Here is a 20,947-nt window from a genome sequence, read left to right as displayed (position 1 = left end):
TCCTATCCGTTTACAATTTCGTCTAAGTACGACCATCTTTCAATTAGTTGTTCATATTCATTATTTAACGCATCTAAATGCTCAGTTAATTGCTGTAATTTTGTAAAATCCGAACCTGCTTTTGAGATTTCTTCTTCCGTATTCTCAATATCCTGTTCCACTTTAGCAATGTTATCTGAGATCGTTTCCCATTCTTTTTGTTCTTTGAATGAAAGTTTTTTCTTTTCGCTCTTCTGTTTTTGTGGTTTCGGTTTTTCCACTTTTTCTTCTTTCATTTCCTCTTTAACACCCATAGATTGCTTCTCTAAATAGTCTGAATACAAATCTAAGCTTTCATCAACATTACCTTTTCCATCTAAAATCCATAACTTACGAGCAATACGGTCCAAGAAGAATCGGTCATGGGAAATTGTAATAACAACTCCAGGGAAATGTTCAATGAAGTCCTCTAACACACCTAATGTTTCGATATCTAAATCATTCGTAGGCTCATCTAGTAATAAAACATTCGGTTGTTCCATAAGCAAGCGCAATAAATGAAGTCTCTTTCTTTCCCCACCTGACAATTTCCCAATAGGTGTACCATGGGTATGTAAAGGGAATAAAAATTTCTCTAACATTTGTGCCGCTGAATATCGAACACCTTCAGAATCTGTAATATCATTTGAAGCTTCTCGGATATATTCGATCATTCACGCGTTTTCATTCATAGTAGGAAGCACTTGTTTAAAATGTGCAAGTTTAACTGTTGAGCCAACAATGACTTCTCCCGAATCTGGCTGTAACTCACCAGCTAAAATGTTCAGTAAAGTCGATTTTCCATAACCATTTGCGCCAACAATCCCAATCCGATCACCTTGTTGAAGTAAAAAGTTAAAGTCTTTTAAGATAACGCGTTCGCCAAAAGTTTTTGAAATGTTCTCTCCCTCTAACACTTTTTTACCCAGACGTGTAGTAGCTAGTCCCATTTCTAAACTTGAATCATTCGAACTTCTTTCAATCTTGGAATCTAATTCTTCAAAACGTTGAATTCGTGCTTTTTGTTTTGTTGTACGCGCTTTAGCTCCGCGACGAATCCACTTTAACTCTGAACGATATCGGTTTCTTAATTTATCTTGTGTTGCAGCATGCATTTCTTCACGAATTGCCCTAGACTCCAAATAATCTGCATAGTTTCCTGTATGGCGAAATAAAGTCTGATTGGCAAGTTCATAAATATGAGTAGAGACCTCATCTAGAAAATAACGGTCGTGGGTAATAAATATAACCGCACCACGTAAACGAGTTACCATGTCTTGAAGCCACTCTGTAGATTGAACATCAAGATGGTTGGTCGGCTCATCCAATAAATATAAATCAGCAGGTTCGATTAATACTTTTGCCAATGCAACTCTTTTTTGCTGTCCACCTGACAGATTCGAAACTAGTTCATCATACATATCAATGCCAAGCTTTGTTAATGCCTGCTTTGCTAAAGCGTTGACATCCCACGCTTTTTCAGTGTCCATTTGTTGTTGTAAGCGGAACAGTTTATTTTGTAGTTCCTCGGACTCCGGATTTTTAGATAATTGAACTACAGTATCTTCATATTCGCGGTTTAACTTTACTATTGGTGAATCACTTGAGAAGACTGCTTGTAATACCGTTTCTCCTACTTCAAACTTAGGCTCTTGCGGTAAATGAGCAATTCGATATTTATTCGGGTGGTCCATATCAATGGAATCTGCCTCTTGTCCACCTGCTAATATTGATAATAATGTAGATTTACCGGTACCGTTAATTCCGATTAATCCGGCACGCTCACCTTCATAAATTGTAAATTCTATGTCTCTAAAAAGGGTCTTATCCCCTACAGTTTTCGTTAACTTTGAAACAATTAAATGACTCATGCAATTCTTCACTTTCCTTATAAACTGTAAAACCATAAGATAACATTTATCTTTAAAACTTACAGTTACTTTGTATAATTAGTATTATAACGAAAAACGGACTATAAAGCATTCAACTAGTATGTTTGGTTTGTAGCAAATAGAAACCATCTCCTTATTCAAGAGATGATTAAATATATATCTATTAAACTTTTCAAATAAACCGCATTAATAACTGATTAAATTTATCTCTTTCCTCCCAGAATGGTCCATGGCCGCTAAATTGAAATGGTATGAGCTGAGAGTTTTTTATCTTTTTGTTCATCACTTTAGCCTGAGCGAATGGTATTACTTTATCGTGAATACCATGAACAATTAAAGTGGGTGCATGGATAAGTGGTAGATCTGCATGTAAATTCTCATCTCTTAAAGTTTTAACAATTGCTTCTGTGGACCAGCTAGCTGCTTGATATCCCATTTGATTAAACCAATCAGAAAATAGCTTTGTTATATATTGGAAGAAAAAGCCATCTGTAACGTTTTGCATCATTTTAGGTCGATCGTTTGCAATCTGTTCTAAAAAGTAGCAGTTAAACAGCGCTTATATATAGAAAGCAATTAATTTCAGCATTCTCCTTTTATTTCTCTACTCAACTGTTCTAAAAACGTTACCATAAATGTATGTCTTTCTTCAGCCATTTTCTTACCTTTTTCCGTAGTCATTAAATCTTTTAACAGTAAAAGTTTCTCATAGAAATGTGTAACTGAAGCAGTCGACTTTGTTCTGTATTCTTCTTCCGACATTTGAACACGAGCTTCTTCTGACTCATCATATAATTTACGTCCTTTAGCTCCACCATAAGCAAATGTTCTTGCTATGCCAATTGCGCCTATTGCGTCTAAACGATCGGCATCTCTAACGATTTTCGCCTCAATAGTTTTTGCCGTTAGTTCATTTCCCCCGTTGAATGAAACACTTTCTATAATCTCACGAATATGTTGTTTCTTATCTTCACTTAAGTTTAATTCATTGATTAATTGGGTTTCTAAATCTTTATTATCACTATATTTTTTATCACTTACATCATGTAACAAAACCGCCAAACGAACGATTTCTTTATCGCATGAAGATTCACTTGCTATTATTGTTTCTGCGTTTTGTAAAACTCTTTCAATATGTTGAAAATCGTGACTCGCATCGTATTGATCATATATATTTTTAACTTTTTCTTTCATAATCTCAAACATGGGCAACTTGTCCTTTCAGATATAAAAAATGTTTTCTTTTAATATTTGTATTATAGATGGACTGGCTATAATAAACTAGTTTTAAAGAGTGTAAAAGCGAAAGGAGATTATTCTGAGGGCAAATGAATTTGGTGGTTTTCTCATTCGGGTAGTACTAGGGGTTACATTTTTATTACATGGACTAGCCAAATACCAAGAAGGTGTTGGTGTAATTCAAGACCGATTTTTAAACTATAATATTCCTTATGCTGATTATGTAGCCATAGGGGTTATTTTTGTTGAGGTTCTTGGTGGTGTATTCATGATTATTGGATTTACAACTCGGTTTATCGCTGCCTTGTTTACGATCATTATGATTGGTGCAATTACCTTTGTAAAATTTGACTTAGGATTCTTACAAGGGTATGAGTTAGATGTAATACTAATGGCAATGTCATTATGTCTACTAATTGCAGGTAGTAGATTCTTAGCATTGGATAATTTTTTTGTAGACAGAAAGAAAAAGAAATAATTAAAAATCGTTATCCTTCTTTGGCTTGTTGATTTTAAATCACAAGCTTTTTATTTTTGTAACTAAAATGATCCTCATCCGTCCAATCATTAAAGGAGTTGAAATAAATGAAATTGAAATGGATTTTCGCTGTAGCACTGTTGGCATTACTACTTGTCGGTTGTGGTACGAGCACGAATAATAAAAATGGTAATAGTACTTCACCAAACTATGACTTTGAGAATATTACGGAGGGTTTAGATGAAGATGGTCAATTTTCATTTAAACTCACTAGTGAAAAAGCAGTATATCAAGTTGGAGAACCTTTAAAAATTAAAGCAGAGCTTACTTATATCGGCGATGAAGATTCTATGAAAATTTCACATGCAGCTTCACCTATCTGGCTATTAACTACCAATTTGACAGAAGATTATCAATTCGAAGCAGCGATGAATGAACCGCTAATTTTTACAGAACTTAAAAAAGACGTTCCATTTGTCCAAGAGTATCAATTCTCCGGAGGCTCTTACTATGAAGGGGCACCTGGTAAACCTTATAGTGAAGAGCTATTAATGAAGATGGCTGAAGGTAAATTTCCACCAGGACAATATGAAATTAAAGGAAGAACGGATTTTGCAATTGGTGAAGACATCATGACTGAGCGAGTGAATTTAGAGACTTCAATTATTTTTACAGTGATTGAATAATACAAAAAGAACTCTCCTAAAATACGCACTGTCTTAGAAGAGTTCTTTTTATATTTTAATCACCACTTTTTCTTGTCAGAAAACGAATAAAATTAAAATGTTAATTTATCATCTTATTAGAATAAACCAACCGCATTTCCATTTTCATCAACATCCATACGAAGTGCAGCTGGATTTTTAGGAAGTCCAGGCATTGTCATGATGTCTCCAGTTAAACAAACAAGGAAACCGGCACCTAGTTTTGGAATTACTTCACGAACAGTAATTGTAAATCCTTTAGGACGACCAATCAGACTTGGTTGATCAGATAATGAATATTGTGTTTTTGCCATACAAACGGGCAATACATCCCAACCAAACTGTTCAATTTGAGCAATTTGCTTTTTCGCTTTGTCTGTAAACTGTACTCCTTGTCCTCCATAAACCCTTTGAACGATTGTATTAATTTTTTCTTCGATTGAATCAGTTAACTCATATAATTGATTAAAGTTTTGAGGTTGCTCTAAAACTTCTAGAACTTGTTCGGCTAATTCGATGCCACCTAAACCGCCTTGTTCCCATACATTTGTACGAGCGATTCGAATACCATTATTTTTTGCCCAATCCAAAACAAATTCAATCTCTGCTTCTGTGTCTGTTATAAAACGATTTAATGCTACAACTGGTTCAACGCCAAATTCACGTACAGTTGCAATATGTTTTTCTAAATTAACTATACCATCTTGAAGTGCCTTCACATTTTCGTTTGATAGATCACTTTTTTGAACACCACCATGCATTTTTAGCGCTCGGATCGTCGCGACTACAACAACCGCTGATGGTGAGAAATTCCCTTTTCTTGCTTTAATATTCATGAATTTCTCAGCACCAAGGTCTGCACCAAATCCTGCTTCAGTCACTACAATATCAGCTAGTTTTCGTGCTGTTTGTGTTGCCATAATAGAATTACAACCATGTGCAATATTAGCGAATGGTCCACCATGAACGATTGCTGGTGTTCCTTCGATTGTTTGCACTAAATTAGGCTTTAATGCATCTTTTAATAATAGTGTAAGTGCACCTTCTACTCCTAAATGACGTACAAATACAGGCTCTCTATCAAATGTGTAACCAATTAAGATGTTTGCAAGTCTCTCTTTTAAGTCTTTAATACTAGTTGCTAAACAGAATATTGCCATTATTTCAGAGGCAACTGTTATATCAAAGCCGTCTTCTCTTGGCATTCCTTGTGTAGGGCCACCTAATCCAACAACTACTTTTCGTAATGCTCTGTCGTTTAGATCCACAACACGTTTCCAAATTATTCTTCTAGGGTCGATGTTTAATTCATTCCCTTGATGTATATGATTATCAATGAAAGCAGATAATGCATTATTAGCAGTAGTTATTGCGTGGAAATCGCCTGTAAAATGTAAATTTATCTCATCCATTGGTAATACTTGTGCATAGCCACCACCAGTAGCACCGCCTTTAATACCCATAACAGGTCCTAGAGATGGCTCGCGAAGGGCAACCATTACTTTTTGATTTAATCTTTTTAATGCATCTGCTAACCCAACAGTTACAGTAGATTTTCCTTCTCCTGCTGGAGTTGGACTGATTGCTGTTACAAGTACAACTTTTCCTTTTTCTGTACCAGTTATTTTTAATGGATCAATTTTTGCTTTATATTTGCCGTAGTGCTCAAGAGATTCTTCTGGAATTTCTGCTATTTTTGCAATGTTTGTAATAGGTTGTATTTCAACACTATTAGCTATTTCGATATCTGATAATGTTTTTGTAACCGCCATCAAAAGCTACCTACTTTCGTGATGTAATTAATATTATTATACACATATCCTTCTTAAAAACCCATGAAGGAATTGGTACAATTCTTATCGTATGTGTACATTTTTCAATGAAAATGAATATTCTATAGGTAATTGACCCGAAAAAAGGAGGGAACTTAACATCATGCATCAAGGTATAGTTAAATGGTTCTGCGACGACAAGGGTTACGGATTTATTGAAACTAATGATGGAGAAGATATTTTTGTTCACTTTACTGGCATAAACGGTGAAGGATTTCGTTCTTTAAAGGATGGTCAAGAAGTTTCATTTGAGATTGTCGAAGGGAATCGTGGACCACAAGCAACTAGTGTTTCAACATTATCTTTAGAAAGTCACAATTCGACCCAAAACAGGTTGTGTTAATGTTCTTTCCTATGCAGATTACTATCGTCGATTCTAAAAATCCACAAAAAAACCCTTCCGTTCAGAGGAAGAGTTTAATTAAGATATAAACTTATATTGTGCATTTTCAATTTCAATATTGAATTCTTTAGATGCACCACTAATTACAACTTCTTTTATATGATTTGGTTCATCAACATTTGTGATAAATATAAAGTTGCAATTTGGTGATAAAATCTTTATTTTCGTATTGGTTGATTCAACTTTAAAATCGAATACTTGAGCCCATTCTTTTGCCAATTCTAAATTTGATACGTTAAAAATAACCTCTTTAATAGTTAATTTCCCTAATACATGCTCACTTATTGTCCCACTATTCGTTAATTCATCAAATCTTGTTTGATCATCATTTTCCCATTCAATTAAAAATGGAAATTCAAGTTCTTGTCCAATGTTTCCAAAATGAAGTAATTTCCATGAAACAATAGAGCCATCTGGACGTTTTCTAGAAAAGGTTGCAGGTCCATTTACAAAATATCCTGCTGCTTTTAACCTTTTTGCGTCTTCTTCAATATGATTTGTTCGTAGTGCAATTCGATTCAACCCGTTTTTGCGAAGCCTATTTTCATATGTCTCATGTAATGTAAAAGGCTCTTTTGCTGATTGTCGGAATAATTCTTCATCAAAAATACCAATAAACTCAATGTAGGATAGATTATGAAAATAACTTAAAGAATTATAGGTTCCCCACATTTCATGTCTACCACCCGGCACAGTATGTACACCGAGTTCATTCATTTGATCGACTAAATTTTCTGGTCGACTGACAAAATGTACAACGTGATCAAGCTTATACACGATCTCATTCCCCTTTTCTCCTCTTAGAGAGGTTAATTATCTATTATTTGAGAGGATACCCATTTACTTAGATACAGTATCGAATTGAGAAGAGTCATTTAATTGTTCGTCCCAATCTTTACTTACATCTACCCATGAAACAGCACCAGAATATTCATAAAGTTCATCAAATGTTAATTCGATTGCGGAATTTATGCTTCCACATGCAGGAAATACCGTAGTGAATCGTTTCAAAGAACAATCTAAATAAACAGGTAAATCATTAGCTAGTCCAAATGGACAAACTCCACCAATAACATGTCCAGTTTGTTCTACGACTTCATCGGCATTTAACATTTTCGCTTTTACTTGGAACTGATCACGGAATTTTCGATTATCAACTTTCGCATCGCCTGCTGTTACAACTAGAAATGCATTCTCTTCTTTATCTTTAAAAGATAAAGTTTTTGCAATACGTGCAGGAATGACATTTAATGCAATTGCTGCTTGTTCTACTGTTGCACTACTTTGCTCATATTCTAAAATGTCCTGTTCACGATTATATTTACTTAAATGCTCTCGTACACTTTGCAATGACATACGAAACAATCCTTTCTTTTCCTAGATAGTTACTTTGATTAAATCTCATTATACTAAGAAAATTTTGAATTGAGCAACAAATTTGGATTTTTCGCTTAACGTTTAGACAATAAATCCATTAATTTTTTCGCAGTGTTTTCTTTACCTTCGATACGAGTAATTTCACCATCATTTGAAACGATAAAATGCGGTACATCTGCACCATAAAGTGAATTCGAACTGTTTGCCACCATATACTCTGCATTTGATGAATCCATTCGTAGTCTAGCTCTTTGAATTAAATAGTCTAAATCATCGGTTGCTTCTAGTTTGAATCCGATTAATGTTGTATCTGGTGCCCACTCTTTTATGTGTCCTAATATTTTTGGAGCTTTTTTAAAGTGAATAATAGGTGGCTCATCTGACGGCATTTTACCTTTTTCCTCCATCAGATTTCCAGATTGATCGTACACTTTATCGATAACCCAATCAGATCCTGCTGCTGCCATAATGACAAAGTCAATTTTTTCTGATTGTACAATTGTTTTTATTTTTTCACCCAGATCTTCTATTCCCTCAAACATAACCGTTCTCATCAAATTTGAATTAGAAGGAAGTTTTGCAAAATATCCATGTAAATAAATAACTTCAGCACCTGCTGATAGTGCAGCTTCGGCTAGAAAACATCCCATAGTTCCTTTAGATAAATTCGTATGTCCACGAACAAGATCCCACTTTTCAAGTGTACCTCCACTCGTTATTAATACTTTTTTGCCTTGTAAGCTATCCACATAATCACCCATCTATTAAATATATTATTTTGTATTATTATTTTGTTATTTCCATTGTACTAATGTTTAACCATTGTTTTAGAATATCGATAAATTTCTCAGTTGCAGGAGATAATGTTTGCTTCGTTGCAATACCAATTGTCCTAAAACAATCTTGTTTAAACGGAATCGTCTTAACATTCATTGGTAGTTTATTTAATACGAGTTCAGGTAATATAGTTATCCCAAGTCCATGTTCCACCATTGAGACTACACTAGTTTCATCATGTAATTCAAATCTTACATTTACTTTAATATTATAATAATCGAGAACCGTTTCAATATCATTCGTACCATTATAAGAAGTCAATATAAACGGCTCTAATTCAACCTCTTCAATATCTACAATATTCTTATTGTATAACGGACTTTTATCTGACACGATACATAGAAGACGATCACGGAATAAAGGACTATATTGAAATTGATTGGAATACATTCGATTAACAAAACCACAATCGATCTCCCCATCCGCTAGCATTTTCTCTATTTCATAATAATCTCCTTCGCGTAAATGAATTTGAATTCCTGGATATTCTTGTTCCATTTTTTGAATTATTATTGGCAACCACTTTGTAGAAATACTTGAAAATGTTCCAATTCTTACCGTTCCTTTTGTGATGCCTACAATATTTGCAGCCTCTTGCATTAATAATTCTTGAGCTTGAAGAACTTGTCGAATTTTATTTAACATAAGTTGACCTTCAGTTGTTAATGTTAATCCGTTTTTCCTTCGATGTATTAGTTCAAAACCAAATTCTTTTTCTAAACTCGAAATGGCATGACTTACAGCAGACTGTGTTAAACCGTGAATCTCTCCTGCTTTAGTAAAGCTTCCAATTTCGGCAACTTTATTAAAGATTTCATATTTAAATAAACTCATTTTGCTCCCTCAATTTTGAAAGTTATTTATCTATATATTTGTAAATTCTTTAGGTAAATCTATTATATATGATTCATTCCAACGAAGGTACAAAATAGGGGAATTATTCCACTCAAAAACAAAAACTGCACTTCGATTGTAGATAAATCCGTACAATCATGTGCAGTCTATATATTAACAGTGATTTGAGAACAATCACTTTTCGTATATTTTCATTAATTCATTACCTAAAAACTTTAACTGTGCCCCAACAGAACATTGCTCAATACAGAAACGATGTGCTCCAGACTTTCCACGAATATTTCTTAATTCTCGTTTTATTGGGCAATCATTACAATATGTGTCAGTTAATTCATCTATATCTTTTATAACTGTGTTTTTATTCACAAGGCTCCCCCTTTTCAAGCGTACTACTATATTACAATTAGCTAATTTTATTTGTCAAAAGCGAAAAACTTTTATAGTAAAATTTGTCATGTAGTTTAATTCAAGTAAGTTATAATATGCTTAAGAATTTGTTTTTTATATCAAGTAAAAGTAGGTAGGGATTTTTTATGTTAGAAGTTTATATTGATGGTGCAAGTGCTGGAAATCCTGGTCCGAGTGGAATAGGTGTAATTATTAAAGGAGAAGGTCATTCGGTGCAAATAAGTGAATTTATTGGTGTAACGAATAATCATTTAGCAGAGTTTACAGCATTAATACGTGGTTTGGAAGAGGCAAAAAAGCTAGATACAACGTTAGTTTCAGTTCGTTCTGACTCTAAAATTGTTGTGGCATCTATTGATAAACAATATGTTAAAAATGAAGAGTATAAGCCGTTTCTAGAAAAGGCAATAGAACTTATAAATAGCTTTGATTTATTTTTTATTAAATGGATACCGGATAACGAAAATAGAGCAGCAGATACACTAGCGAGACAAGCAATTCAAAAAGGTAAGTAATGCATAAATTAATTTTAGTATGTTAAAACCCTTTTGAAATATGCTATGCAAAAGTGAGTCAAAATGTATAGAACAAATAAAAAATAGTTTAAAAAAATGAGATTGGGGAGTTTTGAATGTATTTTTCAATCTCCCCAGTCCTTTTTTAACGATCATCTAATTTATTTAACAAAGCTCCAATAGCTCCAGAGAATCCGCAATTTTTTAAGAATACAGGCTTACGTTTTTTTAATATTGTATAGTTACCAATCACCTTTTTTAAATGCTCATTATTTGTTAATGTTGAGCCTATAAAGATAATGTGCTCTGTATTTTTTTGTTCCGCATATTGAATACTTAATGTAGTAATTACTTCACCGACAAGTGCTTGAATTGTAGCTAGTAAGTCGTTGTTATCATGACGAGCACCATTTAAAATACTTACTTTCCCAAAATTACTAGCTGTTAAGTGACCTTCAATAGGAGCATCCATCCCTTGAAATATATCTTTAACAAATAAATCAATGGATTCTCGGCTACCTAATTGAGACTTCTCAATAATCTCATCAAATTCTGTAACACCTGTCATAATAGAAGATAAGCCTGTTAATGTACCTCCACCAACTCCGGTACCACCAACTCGAATATGATGACCGCCGTCCATATAATGAATAGAAGTGCCTGTACCGATATTCGTAATAATACTTCTATCGATTTCATACCCTTCTTGTTCTAATAAATAATTAACCCCTTTGATCGTTGCTTCAAATTCAACAATATATTTCATTGACTTCATTGTCTTTAATACGCTTAGTAATTGCTCAGTACGTCCACCTGTTAATCCAATTTCTTCAATTTGTGGATTTTCCTCAATCCATTCTTTCACTAATGAAAAATTGTTCGATGGGAAAATTTTACATTGAAGTTCTTGATTTGCATCCGTATATGCAATTTTCGTCAAAGTTCCACCAGCGTCTATTCCTACAACGTTTCTCATAATTTTCTCCTTTTAGTTTCTCCCATATAAACTTTAACTTTCTAAAAATAATATTGCAACCATTACTTTCCAGTTTTACTAGTAATCAATTCTATTTTTTAACTTCGTCTTTGAACAAATTTCGTCTTTTAAATTCATCTATAATCTCATTTTGGAACTTTTCAAATAATCGAAGATATTTTAATTCATCATTTTCTAAACCGTTACACAACTTAAATTGACTTAATTCGTTTTCATCATTAATGAGCTGCTTTAAAGTCATCGTTTCCGTTTTTGGAATTGAAATCCCATGAATTCGGACTATTTTAGAGAGATGTTTTAATCCACCAAGTGTAATAAGAACATGGTTCTCTAAATGTTCGGTAAATTGATGTAAAAAGCTCTGAATTTCCTGATTAGATTGGAAGTTATAGACTTGAGCAATTGACAATTCTCCATCGGGCGATACTTTTTCTACTTCTTGAATTTGATAGACTAAATGACGTTTTAATGATTTTATTTCATTTATCTTTATGTATTCGTTTTCAATAGTACCAGTTATATAAGTTAAATACACTTCATAAAAATTTTCTTTTTGTACCATATCGCATAGTATACAAGAAAAATTATTAGTCTTTTGATTTTCAACCAATCGAAGACCATCTGTTGCAAGAAATATTTTTAATAAACTATTTGCATCAGCTAGCGCGCGATGTTGTTGCTCATTTTCTAAATTAAAAGTCTCCATTAAACGATTCAAGCTAGGTTGATTTTTTTCATGGTGTGCAATCATATATTTTTGTTGATAATCTACAATTGGATATAAAAACTCTTTCATCAATTGATGGCGTGAAAACTCTTCTTCTAATACTTTGCGATCAAATTCCCCAAAAGTGACGAAAATTTTTTCTTTTTCATATCCTCCACACCATTCAATAAAGTCTTGGATAACCACTTTAAATGGTTTGGCATTTTGTAACTCTTCTGTTGTAATCCCTGTTAAATCTTGAATATGTCGATTTAATCTTTTAAATTTTATAGGTTTTATTAACTGTTCAAATGTTTCAAATGTATTGTTAGGCATCCATTTTATTGCACCAATTTCAATGATGTGTTGCTTTCCGTTAATTAACGTCGCCTCAATATCCAAAAATATAAATGTGTCCATATGATGCAAAATGATACACCTTCATCTTTCTGTTTTCTATTTATCTACTTATTTATTTTTCCTTTCATATTGTACCTAACTTTCATAGATTAGACACCCTTTCTACTTAATTTATGTTCAATTAAGTGTGAAAAGGTGAAAAATTAATAATAAATAAACGTTTCTATTTTAAATTCCTTGAAAATTAATGTACCATAATACAGATGGTGTAAGATCGGAGGAACAATAAATGAATGAAAAAGAACTCCAAAAGGAAGCAATGCGCGTATTAAAAGAAACAAGTCGAACGTTTTTTATTCCAATTACATTTTTACAAAAGGAATTGAAAATGGCAGTAGTAACAGCTTATTTAATGATGCGTGCCATTGATGAAATTGAAGACAATGAACACGTTGAAGTGACAAATGACGTTAAATTTAAATTGTTAAATGAAGTCTCAGGATTAATAGAAGCATCTACTTTTGATGAGAAAAAATATTTAGAACTACTTGCTCCTTATGAACAGTTCATGCCAGAAGTAACGATGCGTTTAGGAGATTGGATCCGCCTAATTCCAACTGGTGCAGAGCATTTAATTAAGCGCTCAACTAGTGAAATGGCTTGTGGAATGGCAAAATGGTCAAAACAAAATTGGCAAGTTTCAACACGAGAAGATTTAGATGAATATACATATTACGTTGCTGGACTTGTTGGTGTTATGCTTTCAGATTTATGGGAATGGAATGCTGGTGTCAAAACAGATAAAGATTTAGCAGTTGGTTTTGGTCGCGGATTACAAGCTGTTAATATTCTTCGGAATCAACATGAAGATTTAACTGAACGTGGAGTTAGTTTTGTTCCAGATGGTTGGACTCGTGATCAATTATTTGAATATGCAGAAGAAAATTTAGCAAAAGCAAACCTATATATTCAAGATATTAATAAAAAATCGATTTTATTATTCTGCAAACTTCCACTTGCTTTAGCACATAAAACGTTAAAAGCGTTAAAAGAAGGAAAAGAAAAAATGTCCCGAGCTGAAGTTGAACAAACTGTCCATGAGATTCAAGGAGAGTAAGAACCGTTTGGAGAAAACGAGACATTTCGGAGATTGAATCATTCCCGAATGTCTCGTTTTCTTTGGTTTTGGGACATTTCAGGGCTAGGCTTGTTCCAAAATGTCTCATTTCCATTGGTTTTGGGACATTTTGAGATTCGGATTGATCCCAAATGGCCCATTTCCTCGGGTTTTGGGACATTTTGAGGCTAGGCTCGTTCCCAAATGTCTCATTTCCATTGGTTTTGAGACATTTTGGAATTCGGATTGATCCCAAATGTCCCATTTCCTCGGGTTTTGGGACATTTTGAGGCTGGGCTCGTTCCCAAATGTCTCATTTCCATTGGTTTTGAGACATTTTAAGATTCGGATTGATCCCAAATGTCCCATTTCCTTGGGGTTTGGGACATTTTGAGGTAATAATCAATCCAAAATGTCTCAACCACTCTTTGTTTAGAATTTTTTGTAAAATTTTGCACACCCAAAAGCCACAAATATTCTTCTCACTTAAATTCCCCTAAAAAACCATCCGGAAATTTCGTTTATAATCAAATAACGAGACATTTCGGTTTGTTAAACAGCCCCAAATGTCTCGTAAAAATTTAAACTTATAATATTTTATAAATAAACATCAACTACTTATTCAAAATATGCCCCACGATTTTTACCTACAAGCTTAAAGTTGCTTTCAAGTACCCTAAGAATCCGCTTCTTAGACCCAATCACTTTACACCATTCAAAAATCTCATTTGTTGTAATTTTCCGCTCTGGGAAAAGTAACTTAAATTCTTTTACACTTCGAATAATCGATAATGCAGCAGATTCAATATTTCCACATTCCTTACAGATACATCTGTGCCCTTCAATATACACTAAAAATGAATAGCATTTTTCGCATGTGATTCCTTTTTCTAATTCATTGTATCCATATGTAGGAATTTGTGAATAATCTGACTCATTCCTATGTAGAGAGATTAATTTATCTGCTAAAAACTTTTGATTATTTGTAATTCTTGTTGGTTTTGTTTCAATTTGTTTTATATAACGAATGATTTGGGTTGGTAATATGAACGGTTTATTAATTGGGGCTTGATATAAAGTGAAAGTTGGATTAACAAAAACAACTGAAGAATTAATTGGAATTTTTATTCCGAGACTCTGAAGGAGTTGACGTAATAATGATTCAGTTCTTTGCAACTGAATCAGCGGATTTTGAATTTCAATTTCTCTAGACTTGGGGATGATTTGATTAGATTCTAATTTGTAAATATAGTCTCCTTCAAAATTTTTCACTTCAAACAAATAGATCATTTCAGACATTAGAATGAGAGAATCAATTTGGAAAGTATTCTTATTTATTTTAAACAATAAATCATTTAATATTAGGCAATCACACTGCAGATTATCTAAGTAAGAATCAAATAGTACTTCTCCTTCATATCCCTTTTTTAAATTGTAATAGTACTGTTTATCATTTTTAGATAGTTTCATACGATTGTTTAATGATCTCATTATCTTTAATTCATTTGATTCGGTCCTAGATTTGTAGAATTTAATCTCCTCCCTAAAGAATTTCATTCTCGATTGGCCTTCTATCCAAATAAAACTAACAATCTATTTTCTTTTTCACCTCCATATAGATTATCCAAATAATAATATAACATATTTTACCTATTATAACTATATTTCCTAATAGTTTGGGAATAATCTTTATTACTCTAAACTTCCATAAAACATCAAAAATGCTCAGAGTTAAAATCTGAGCATTTAAAATTCATCACTATTAAATCCTATCCGATAAATATAACTGACGCTGATCCTGTGGAACCATATTTCCACCCGTTGACCAAACTAAATGGGTTGCATTTTCCAGTTTAGATAGTAGACCGTGTTTCTCCAAGTAACTTTTTCCTTCATTCAATAGAATAATTGGTCCATAAATTCCTGCATGGGCTGATGGTTCCATAAAGATATTTTCTTGTTCATACATACCTTTTAAACTTCTAAAAAGAAAACTATCATCTACTGTGTAACAACCGCTCAAAATTGGCTCCATTTCTTTCCCTACAAAAGATGAAGCTCTACCAACAGCTAATCCGTCTGCTTCAGTTTTGTTTGTAAGACCTATATCTTGTGCGGCTATTTTGTCATGTAGATCTGTCATCATGCCAAGTAGCATACATGGTGACTGAGTTGGTTCCGCAAAGAATATATGCACATTTTCACCGTAAATTTGTTTCAGTCCATATGCTACTCCACCAGGTCCACCGCCTACACCGCATGGTAAGTAGACAAATAAAGGATGATCTTTATCGACTTTAACATTTAATTGTTTTAACTGTTGCTGTACACGAAATGCACTTACAGCATATCCGACAAACAAATCTTTTGAATTTTCATCGTCGATAAAATGGCACATCGGATCACTTTCTGCCTGTTTTCTACCCTCTTCTACGGCTTTACTATAGTCACTTTCATATTCAATAACCGTAACCCCTTTTTCTCTAAGTAATGCCTTTTTCCATTCTTTCGCATCACTAGACATATGCACAGTTACATTGAACCCCAATTTTGCTCCCATTATTCCAATACTCAAACCTAAGTTACCTGTTGAACCAACTGCTATTTTATATTGACTAAAGAATTGTCTAAAAGAATCGTCGTTTAGTTTTGAATAATTGTCTTCTAAATTCAATAAGCCATTATTAATTGAGAGAGTTTCAGCATGTTTTAATACTTCATATATTCCACCTCGTGCTTTAATTGAACCCGAAATAGGTAACGCGTGGTCACATTTCAACATTAATTTTCCTGGAATTCTAAGACCTCGTCTTCCTTCAATTAACATCTTCATGTTAGGTATTTCGATAATACTAGATTCTATTAATCCATTATTTTTTTCCGTTTCCGGAAAAGCTAATTGAATATACGCTGCAAATCTTTCGAGACGTTTAGCTGCATCAGTCACATCATTCAAACCTACTTGTGTAGATGAAGATGGATTTTTTAAATACTTGTCATTCTCCCATAACACAGTCTTTTGTTCGATTAAATCATTGATTAGTGGGAATTTTTGTAATAATTTTTTCAAATTCGTTTCGTTCATTCTTTTTCGACCTCACTTTTCAATAATATCGCGCGTTCACAAATTTGTTGAAAATTCCTTACGAACTTTAAATTATTTTCCTTAGTTCGTTTTTTAGGACCTTTTGTTCTTCCACCAGCACGTCTAAATTTTGCACTTTCATATCGAAATGCTAATAGTTGATCGATATTATCTGTTGTCATTTCCCTTCCATTTTGATCCACTACAAGTGCACCTTTTGCAAGACACATGGCAGCTAATCCATAATCTTGAGTAATAACAATATCAAACTTTGTAACCGCATTCACTAGCTTAAAATCTACCGAATCGGGACCCTTCGGCACCATAATTGTTATTGCACCTTCTCTTTCAATTCTATGAGAAGTATCGCAAAACAGGATAGGTTTTATCTCATAACGAGATGAAATGGAAAGTGCAAAATCAATAACTGGACATGCATCAGCATCTATTAATAACTGTAAAATGATAATCACCATCCTATTAGAATTTTGGTAATACAAGGAATTTAATTTATATTAATATAATACCGTTTCAGGGTATATCTAAATTCGATATTATATTTATCTAAAAACAAGATTGAATAGTTTGAAAATTATCTGTACGATACAGTCATCAATCACTTGGAGGTAACATGATGACGACACCATATGTAAATGCAAAATCAGAAGCTCAAACTTATATTGACTCAGTTTTTGAACAACTAAAATTGAAATATGCACACCAAAATGAGTTTTTACAGGCAGTGGAAGAGGTTTTTGTTTCTTTAGTTCCTGTATTTGAGCAGCACCCAGAATATATTAAAAACAACGTATTATCACGCATCGTTGAACCTGATCGCATTATTTCATTCCGAGTAACATGGCAAGATGATCAAAACAACGTTCACGTAAACCGAGGCTATCGCGTCCAATTTAGTAATGTTGTAGGACCATACAAAGGCGGTCTACGCTTCCACCCTACTGTTAATGAATCCATTATGAAATTCCTTGCTTTTGAGCAAATTTTCAAAAACTCATTAACAACTCTTCCGATTGGTGGAGCTAAAGGTGGATCAGATTTTGATCCTAAAGGAAAATCAAATTCAGAAATTATGAGATTCTGTCAAGCCTTCATGACTGAATTATACCGTTATGTTGGTCCAGATGTCGATGTTCCTGCTGGAGATATCGGAGTTGGTGGACGTGAAGTAGGTTACCTATATGGCCAATATAAACGAATTCGCGGTGCACATGAAGCAGGCGTACTTACTGGTAAACAACCGGGCTACGGTGGCTCTCTTGCTCGTAAAGAAGCAACAGGATATGGGTTAGTTTATTTCGTAGAAGAAATGCTTCAAGATGCAAAAGAATCTTTCTTAAACAAAACGGTAGTAGTTTCAGGATCAGGTAATGTAGCGATTTATGCTATGGAAAAAGCACAACATTTCGGTGCTAAAGTAGTAGCTTGCTCTGATTCAAACGGATATATTTACGATCCAAACGGTATCGATCTTAAAGTTGTGAAAGAGCTTAAAGAAGTAAACGGAGAACGCATTAGCAACTATGTGAACTATCGACCAGACGCAGTATACTCAGAAGGCTGTTCTGGCATATGGACAATTCCATGTGATATTGCTTTACCATGTGCTACACAAAATGAAATTGATGGTGAAGCTGCACGTACTCTAATTGCAAATGGTGTAAAAGTAGTTGCAGAAGGTGCAAATATGCCTTCAAATATTGAAGCAATCAATGAATTCTTAAATAACGGAGTTCTATTTGGTCCAGCTAAAGCTGCAAATGCAGGTGGTGTTGCAACTTCAGCATTAGAAATGGCGCAAAATTCAAGTCGTGTTTATTGGTCATTTAATGAAGTAGATGAAAAATTACATGACATTATGAAATCAATTTATACACAATGTAAAACAGCTGCAGAGAAATATGGTTATGCAGGCAATTTAGTTGTTGGAGCTAATATCGCAGGGTTTGTAAAAGTGGCAGATGGGTTATTAAAAGAAGGGGTTTATTAATAAATGTGGGGTTGTCTTGAAAATAAACTTTCAAGACAACCCCTTTACTTTTTTACGGATTTACCACCACTTATGCTCTACTCAAATCTAACGTCGCGAAACTTTAGTATGGAGTCTTAGAAGGATTCCTGCCCTCACCTTTTTCTATTATTCTGAAATTTTCATAAATTTTCATGGTAGTACTTCCATTTTTTTGTTAGAATTAAATTCTAGTAACTTTTATTGGGGGGATTTGTATGATTAATCGTAGTGACGTGAAGATTGAAGAAACTTGGGATTTAACCCACCTCTTCCAAAGAAACGAAGATTTTGAGAAAGCATTGGAAGATATTAAAGAAGAAACTTCAACATTAGTAGATTCTTACAAAGGTAAGATTACGGATGTTGAATCAGTTGTAAATGTAATATCTGCATATAAGAATTTATATGAGAAGCTAATTCCAATTGGAACATATGCCAATCTTTCATTAAGTGTCGATCAAACAAATGATGCTGCGGCGCTTCGTGCTGCAAAAGTAGGACAAGTAATGGCTTCCATTAGCGCAGATACTTCATTTGTAACAAGTGAATTACTTGAACTTGATGAGTCTTTATTAAAAGAAGCAAGTAACAAAGCACCAGAATTTGCTGTTATGATTCAAGAATTAATCCGCAAAAAACCTTATCAATTACACCCAGCAGCTGAAAAAGCTCTAGCTGCTTTTGGGACAACTTTTAACGGACCATATGAATTATACAATACAACAAAACTAGTTGATATGAAATTTGATGACTTTGAAGTGAACGGAACGAAATATCCTTTAAGCTATAATTTGTTTGAAGGTGATTGGGAATTAGAGCACGATACAGAAAAACGTCGAGCTGCTTTCAAAGCCTTCTCAGAAAAACTAAGAGACTATCAACATACGACAGCGAAAACGTATGATATGCACTTACAAATCGAAAAAACAAATTCTGACTTAAGAGGTTATGAATCAATCTTTGAATCATTACTATTTAGTCAAGAAGTAGATCGATCTTTATATAATCGCCAAATCGATGTCATTATGAAAGAACTTGCACCACATATGCGCCGTTATGCAAAACTTGTACAGAAAGTACATGGCTTAGACAAAATGACTTTTGCTGATTTGAAAATTCCTTTAGACCCATCCTACGAACCTACGATTTCGGTTGAAGAATCTCGTAAATATATGAAAGATGGTTTATCTATTATGGGCGAAGATTATGTAAATATGATTGATCGTTCATTTGATGAACGTTGGATTGATTTCGCTCAAAATAAAGGAAAATCTACTGGTGCCTTTTGTTCAAGCCCTTATGGTTACCATCCATATGTATTAATTTCTTGGACAAGCCGTATGAACGAAGTGTTTGTTTTAGCTCATGAATTAGGTCACGCAGGACATTTCTATTTAGCACATCAAAATCAAAATGTATTCAACTCAAGACCATCACTTTACTTCATTGAAGCTCCATCAACAATGAATGAGATGTTAATGGCTAATTATCTATTAAACAGCTCAACAGATGCTCGTTTTAAACGTTGGGTTATTTCAACAATTATTGCTAGAACTTATTATCATAACTTTGTTACTCACTTACTTGAAGCTGCCTATCAAAGAAAAGTGTACGAAATCATCGACCAAGGTGGAAATGTTAATGCTTCCATTTTAAATGACTTGAAAAAAGGTGTGCTTGAAGAATTCTGGGGTGGCGAAGTTGAAATCAACGAAGGTGCAGAACTAACTTGGATGCGTCAACCACATTATTATATGGGATTATATCCTTATACGTATTCAGCTGGTCTTACTATCGCTACTCAAGTTTACCAACGTATTCAAACAGAAGGTAGCAAAGCTGTTGAAGACTGGATTCAAGTATTAAAAACAGGTGGAACTAAAAATCCAGTTGAACTTGCAAAAATGGCTGGTGTTGATATTACAACAGATCAACCACTTAAAGATACAATTGCTTTCATCGGTTCTTTAATTGACCAATTAGAACAATTAACTGAAGAAATCGAAGGATAATTATATGGAGATGTAAAAGCAGAATAAAGTGCTTTTACATCTCTTTTTTAGTTAAACCAACAACGTGGGTTATCCGCTAAGTG

General features: G+C 33.7%; 19 protein-coding genes and 2 pseudogenes. 7 read left to right on the top strand and 14 right to left on the bottom strand.

Features of this window, described 5'->3' with window-relative positions; all coding sequences use genetic code 11:
- Nucleotides 1-2: 2 nt before the first annotated feature.
- From ACOQFO_RS14810 to ACOQFO_RS14800, 3 genes and pseudogenes are all read right to left on the bottom strand, one after another.
- Nucleotides 3-1,889 (bottom strand): annotated as a pseudogene (locus ACOQFO_RS14810) (ABC-F family ATP-binding cassette domain-containing protein).
- Between the two features lie 193 nt (nt 1,890-2,082).
- Nucleotides 2,083-2,451 (bottom strand): annotated as a pseudogene (locus tag ACOQFO_RS14805) (alpha/beta fold hydrolase); the annotation flags it as partial.
- A gap of 41 nt (nt 2,452-2,492) precedes the next feature.
- On the bottom strand, nt 2,493-3,116 hold the full coding sequence (locus tag ACOQFO_RS14800; protein WP_421690430.1) for an HD domain-containing protein: 624 nt from the start codon (nt 3,114-3,116) through the stop codon (nt 2,493-2,495).
- 106 nt (nt 3,117-3,222) lie between these two features.
- Here ACOQFO_RS14800 and ACOQFO_RS14795 point away from each other — a divergent pair, with 106 nt between their 5' ends.
- Nucleotides 3,223-3,627 carry a DoxX family protein gene (locus ACOQFO_RS14795; RefSeq protein ID WP_421690447.1) on the top strand — a complete coding sequence of 135 codons (405 nt, stop codon included), beginning with the start codon at nt 3,223-3,225 and terminating at the stop codon, nt 3,625-3,627.
- Between the two features lie 107 nt (nt 3,628-3,734).
- Complete coding sequence (locus tag ACOQFO_RS14790) at nt 3,735-4,313, top strand: hypothetical protein (protein ID WP_421690429.1); 579 nt, start codon at nt 3,735-3,737, stop codon at nt 4,311-4,313.
- Between the two features lie 116 nt (nt 4,314-4,429).
- Here ACOQFO_RS14790 and ACOQFO_RS14785 read toward each other — a convergent pair whose 3' ends face one another.
- Nucleotides 4,430-6,103, bottom strand: a complete 1,674-nt coding sequence (locus ACOQFO_RS14785) for a formate--tetrahydrofolate ligase (RefSeq protein WP_421690428.1) — start codon at nt 6,101-6,103, stop codon at nt 4,430-4,432.
- A gap of 163 nt (nt 6,104-6,266) precedes the next feature.
- On the opposite strand from ACOQFO_RS14785, the gene ACOQFO_RS14780 reads away from it, so the two are divergent.
- Nucleotides 6,267-6,506: a cold-shock protein gene (locus ACOQFO_RS14780; RefSeq protein WP_421690427.1), complete on the top strand. Its 240-nt coding sequence runs from the start codon at nt 6,267-6,269 to the stop codon at nt 6,504-6,506.
- A 78-nt stretch (nt 6,507-6,584) separates the two neighbouring features.
- Here the strand turns inward: ACOQFO_RS14780 and ACOQFO_RS14775 are convergent, their stop codons facing one another.
- The 5 genes from ACOQFO_RS14775 to ACOQFO_RS14755 form a co-directional block, all read right to left on the bottom strand.
- A complete protein-coding gene (locus ACOQFO_RS14775) occupies nt 6,585-7,343 on the bottom strand; it encodes a VOC family protein (protein ID WP_421690426.1) in 759 nt (252 codons plus the stop codon).
- 63 nt (nt 7,344-7,406) lie between these two features.
- Nucleotides 7,407-7,922, bottom strand: a complete 516-nt coding sequence (locus ACOQFO_RS14770; protein WP_421690425.1) for a YbaK/EbsC family protein — start codon at nt 7,920-7,922, stop codon at nt 7,407-7,409.
- 95 nt (nt 7,923-8,017) lie between these two features.
- The gene (locus tag ACOQFO_RS14765; RefSeq protein WP_421690424.1) at nt 8,018-8,692 is read right to left on the bottom strand and encodes a phosphopantothenoylcysteine decarboxylase; all 675 of its coding nucleotides are present in this window, start codon (nt 8,690-8,692) and stop codon (nt 8,018-8,020) included.
- A 37-nt stretch (nt 8,693-8,729) separates the two neighbouring features.
- Nucleotides 8,730-9,614 carry a LysR family transcriptional regulator gene (locus ACOQFO_RS14760; RefSeq protein WP_421690423.1) on the bottom strand — a complete coding sequence of 295 codons (885 nt, stop codon included), beginning with the start codon at nt 9,612-9,614 and terminating at the stop codon, nt 8,730-8,732.
- A 195-nt stretch (nt 9,615-9,809) separates the two neighbouring features.
- Nucleotides 9,810-10,001 (bottom strand): zinc-finger domain-containing protein, encoded by a 192-nt coding sequence (locus ACOQFO_RS14755; RefSeq protein ID WP_421690422.1) that lies wholly within the window; start codon nt 9,999-10,001, stop codon nt 9,810-9,812.
- Nucleotides 10,002-10,168: 167 nt separating this feature from the next.
- On the opposite strand from ACOQFO_RS14755, the gene ACOQFO_RS14750 reads away from it, so the two are divergent.
- Nucleotides 10,169-10,558 (top strand): ribonuclease HI family protein, encoded by a 390-nt coding sequence (locus ACOQFO_RS14750; protein ID WP_421690421.1) that lies wholly within the window; start codon nt 10,169-10,171, stop codon nt 10,556-10,558.
- Nucleotides 10,559-10,703: 145 nt separating this feature from the next.
- Here the strand turns inward: ACOQFO_RS14750 and coaW are convergent, their stop codons facing one another.
- Both coaW and ACOQFO_RS14740 read right to left on the bottom strand, forming a co-directional pair.
- Nucleotides 10,704-11,534, bottom strand: coding sequence for a type II pantothenate kinase (gene coaW, locus ACOQFO_RS14745; protein ID WP_421690420.1), 831 nt, complete (start codon nt 11,532-11,534; stop codon nt 10,704-10,706).
- A 91-nt stretch (nt 11,535-11,625) separates the two neighbouring features.
- Nucleotides 11,626-12,681 (bottom strand): exonuclease domain-containing protein, encoded by a 1,056-nt coding sequence (locus ACOQFO_RS14740; RefSeq protein WP_421690446.1) that lies wholly within the window; start codon nt 12,679-12,681, stop codon nt 11,626-11,628.
- 229 nt (nt 12,682-12,910) lie between these two features.
- Here ACOQFO_RS14740 and ACOQFO_RS14735 point away from each other — a divergent pair, with 229 nt between their 5' ends.
- The gene (locus ACOQFO_RS14735) at nt 12,911-13,738 is read left to right on the top strand and encodes a squalene/phytoene synthase family protein (RefSeq protein WP_421690419.1); all 828 of its coding nucleotides are present in this window, start codon (nt 12,911-12,913) and stop codon (nt 13,736-13,738) included.
- Nucleotides 13,739-14,356: 618 nt separating this feature from the next.
- Here ACOQFO_RS14735 and ACOQFO_RS14730 read toward each other — a convergent pair.
- The 3 genes from ACOQFO_RS14730 to ACOQFO_RS14720 all read right to left on the bottom strand — a co-directional run bounded on the left by ACOQFO_RS14730 (nt 14,357) and on the right by ACOQFO_RS14720 (nt 17,287).
- Complete coding sequence (locus ACOQFO_RS14730; protein WP_421690418.1) at nt 14,357-15,229, bottom strand: nuclease-related domain-containing protein; 873 nt, start codon at nt 15,227-15,229, stop codon at nt 14,357-14,359.
- A gap of 271 nt (nt 15,230-15,500) precedes the next feature.
- Complete coding sequence (locus tag ACOQFO_RS14725) at nt 15,501-16,823, bottom strand: D-serine ammonia-lyase (RefSeq protein ID WP_421690417.1); 1,323 nt, start codon at nt 16,821-16,823, stop codon at nt 15,501-15,503.
- On the bottom strand, nt 16,820-17,287 hold the full coding sequence (locus tag ACOQFO_RS14720) for a YaiI/YqxD family protein (protein ID WP_421690445.1): 468 nt from the start codon (nt 17,285-17,287) through the stop codon (nt 16,820-16,822). The genes ACOQFO_RS14725 and ACOQFO_RS14720 overlap by 4 nt, the downstream gene beginning before the upstream one ends.
- Before the next feature lie 170 nt (nt 17,288-17,457).
- On the opposite strand from ACOQFO_RS14720, the gene gdhA reads away from it, so the two are divergent.
- On the top strand, nt 17,458-18,831 hold the full coding sequence (gene gdhA, locus ACOQFO_RS14715; RefSeq protein ID WP_421690416.1) for an NADP-specific glutamate dehydrogenase: 1,374 nt from the start codon (nt 17,458-17,460) through the stop codon (nt 18,829-18,831).
- Nucleotides 18,832-19,067: 236 nt separating this feature from the next.
- On the top strand, nt 19,068-20,864 hold the full coding sequence (gene pepF, locus ACOQFO_RS14710; protein WP_421690415.1) for an oligoendopeptidase F: 1,797 nt from the start codon (nt 19,068-19,070) through the stop codon (nt 20,862-20,864).
- The last annotated feature ends 83 nt before the right edge of the window (nt 20,865-20,947 follow it).

This window comes from Ureibacillus sp. MALMAid1270 (assembly GCF_049202975.1).
Taxonomy (GTDB): Bacteria; Bacillota; Bacilli; order Bacillales_A; family Planococcaceae; genus Ureibacillus.
The sequence above is the reverse complement of the archived record's forward strand: the minus strand, read 5'-3'. Positions and strand labels throughout refer to the sequence as shown.

Excerpts from the sequence above, each read along its gene's own strand:
- ACOQFO_RS14735 (WP_421690419.1), top strand. The coding sequence starts at position 12,911 with ATGAATGAAAAAGAACTCCAAAAGGAAGCAATGCGCGTATTAAAAGAA.
- ACOQFO_RS14780 (WP_421690427.1), top strand. The coding sequence starts at position 6,267 with ATGCATCAAGGTATAGTTAAATGGTTCTGCGACGACAAGGGTTACGGA.
- ACOQFO_RS14760 (WP_421690423.1), bottom strand. The coding sequence starts at position 9,614 with ATGAGTTTATTTAAATATGAAATCTTTAATAAAGTTGCCGAAATTGGA.
- ACOQFO_RS14740 (WP_421690446.1), bottom strand. The coding sequence starts at position 12,681 with ATGGACACATTTATATTTTTGGATATTGAGGCGACGTTAATTAACGGA.
- ACOQFO_RS14730 (WP_421690418.1), bottom strand. The coding sequence starts at position 15,229 with ATGAGATCATTAAACAATCGTATGAAACTATCTAAAAATGATAAACAG.
- ACOQFO_RS14785 (WP_421690428.1), bottom strand. The coding sequence starts at position 6,103 with ATGGCGGTTACAAAAACATTATCAGATATCGAAATAGCTAATAGTGTT.
- gdhA (WP_421690416.1), top strand. The coding sequence starts at position 17,458 with ATGACGACACCATATGTAAATGCAAAATCAGAAGCTCAAACTTATATT.
- ACOQFO_RS14770 (WP_421690425.1), bottom strand. The coding sequence starts at position 7,922 with ATGTCATTGCAAAGTGTACGAGAGCATTTAAGTAAATATAATCGTGAA.
- pepF (WP_421690415.1), top strand. The coding sequence starts at position 19,068 with ATGATTAATCGTAGTGACGTGAAGATTGAAGAAACTTGGGATTTAACC.
- ACOQFO_RS14725 (WP_421690417.1), bottom strand. The coding sequence starts at position 16,823 with ATGAACGAAACGAATTTGAAAAAATTATTACAAAAATTCCCACTAATC.
- ACOQFO_RS14800 (WP_421690430.1), bottom strand. The coding sequence starts at position 3,116 with ATGTTTGAGATTATGAAAGAAAAAGTTAAAAATATATATGATCAATAC.
- ACOQFO_RS14790 (WP_421690429.1), top strand. The coding sequence starts at position 3,735 with ATGAAATTGAAATGGATTTTCGCTGTAGCACTGTTGGCATTACTACTT.
- ACOQFO_RS14750 (WP_421690421.1), top strand. The coding sequence starts at position 10,169 with ATGTTAGAAGTTTATATTGATGGTGCAAGTGCTGGAAATCCTGGTCCG.
- coaW (WP_421690420.1), bottom strand. The coding sequence starts at position 11,534 with ATGAGAAACGTTGTAGGAATAGACGCTGGTGGAACTTTGACGAAAATT.